Source organism: Streptomyces phytophilus (genome assembly GCF_013870535.1).
GTDB lineage: Bacteria > Actinomycetota > Actinomycetes > Streptomycetales > Streptomycetaceae > Streptomyces > Streptomyces phytophilus.
The window spans coordinates 1-1,764 of record NZ_JACBXC010001235.1; the positions used below are offsets into that span (position 1 = coordinate 1).

Here is a 1,764-nt window from a genome sequence, read left to right on the forward strand (position 1 = left end):
GTCGCGTACGCCCGCCACCGCCGGTTCCGTGTCCAGCGACGGGGCGGCGACGGCGAGGGAGGCGCGCGGCTCGTAGCCGGTGATCTCCTTGGCGCCCTCGCGGAGGATGAGCGCGTGGCCGGGGGGTGCGCGGTGGACGCCGGAGTACGGCGTGCCGTCGCCGAGGGCCTCCGGCACGTCGGGGCAGGCGAGTTGGGCGGCGAGGTGGGAGACGTCCAACTCGGCTTCGATGAGGTCGGCGAGCGGCAGCGCGGCCGTCGCGTACGCCGTACCGCCGTCCCAGGCGGCGTGGAAGACGGGGCGCGCGCCGGCGAGGTCGCCGAGGACGGTGGTGCGGCGGCCGACCTGTGCGACGGCGGTGTACCCGCCGGACCAGGCGGTCAGGTGCCGTACGGCACCGCCGCGCGCGGACAGCAGGCCCACGCGCAGCTGGTCGTCGCTCGCGCCGCAGGTGCCGAAGACCGCCAGGCGGATCAGCGGGGCGACGTCGACGAGCCGGATCTCGTCCGGCCGCCAGTCGCCGACCGCCCACAGCGGATCCGGGCCGCCCCAGACGAGTTGGGCGCCGACGGGGTGGAGGTCGTAGTCGTCGGCGGACTGGCCGCCGTCAAGGAACGAGGGCGCGGCGGCGGAACTGCTCCACCCCACCAACCACCGCATGCGCGCCTCCTCGTGGGCAACTGGGGACGTATCGGCATATGCCAAGCGAGCCGGGCGAGCCGGGCGATCGGCATCAACTCCGCCGCGCTCAGGGCGTACTGCCGCTTCGTCAGGACCAATGCTGCCACGAGAGGGGCGCATGTGAGTGGATGCGGTCGCGCGGGAGTCTGCCTGTCACGGCCGGAAGAGCCCCCGCGGGCCGCCGCGGGACGCAGCCGGGAAGCGCGCGGCCCGCGGCGGAAGAGGATCGAACGGATCCGGGGCGGAGGGCGAACAGGCCCGAGTCGGAAGATCGAACGGGCGCTGCGGACCGGCCCCCGCGCGCCGTCCGGAAGCCGGTACGTGCGCCCGGTCGGTGCCCGGACTCCGGTACGACCGTCCCGTACGCCCGGATCTACACCCGTCGCGAGGGGCGTCATTCAGCCATTCTGTACACGGCGCAATCCCTGCCAACCAAGCCCGCCGTACGGGCTTGTGAGGTCCGGGAAGCGTCCCGCGCTCCCCGGACCGTGAGCCGCCGCCCGCGGGGATGAATGACGGCGGAGTTCCCCAGGCCCGCCGCTTTCCCAGGCGCGGCGAGCCGACCCACGGACAACCAGCCAAGCGTGCGGGGCCCTTTGCGGCGAGAGCGCACGTACGGCGCACCGCCACACGACCCCGGAGCACGCGCGCTGCAATCCCGCCATCCGGAAACATTCCCCTTAACGGTCGGGATCCGGCGAACTACGCTGGGTGCATATGCGACCCGGCCGGATCCCCACCTGCCGGACGGGAGCCGTCGGTGGTCGAGGGGTGTGCATGTCCAGGACGCCACGCGGGCCGAACGAGAAGCTGGGCCACATGCTCGCGCTCGCCGGGATCAGCAACGCCGGACTCGCCCGCCGGGTCAATGACCTCGGCGCGCAGCGCGGCATGACGCTTCGGTACGACAAGACGTCCGTCGCCCGGTGGGTGACGAAGGGGATGGTGCCGCAGGGCGCCGCGCCCCACCTGATCGCCACCGCCATCGCCGGCAAGCTCGGCCGCCCCGTGCCGCTGCACGAGATAGGGCTCGCCGACACGGACCCGGCGCCCGAAGTCGGCCTCGCCTTCCCGCGCGACGTC

At 73.8% G+C, this 1,764-nt stretch carries 1 protein-coding gene and 1 pseudogene; one reads left to right on the plus strand and one right to left on the minus strand.

Translation table 11 applies throughout. The features are described 5' to 3' along the window. Positions 1-660: pseudogene (locus H5J30_RS31160) on the minus strand (asparagine synthase-related protein); the annotation flags it as partial. Positions 661-1,458: 798 nt separating this feature from the next. Here H5J30_RS31160 and H5J30_RS31165 point away from each other — a divergent pair. Beyond that, the coding region (locus tag H5J30_RS31165; protein ID WP_508471011.1) for an NsdA family TPR-like regulatory protein at positions 1,459-1,764 on the plus strand (306 nt) is incomplete at its 3' end.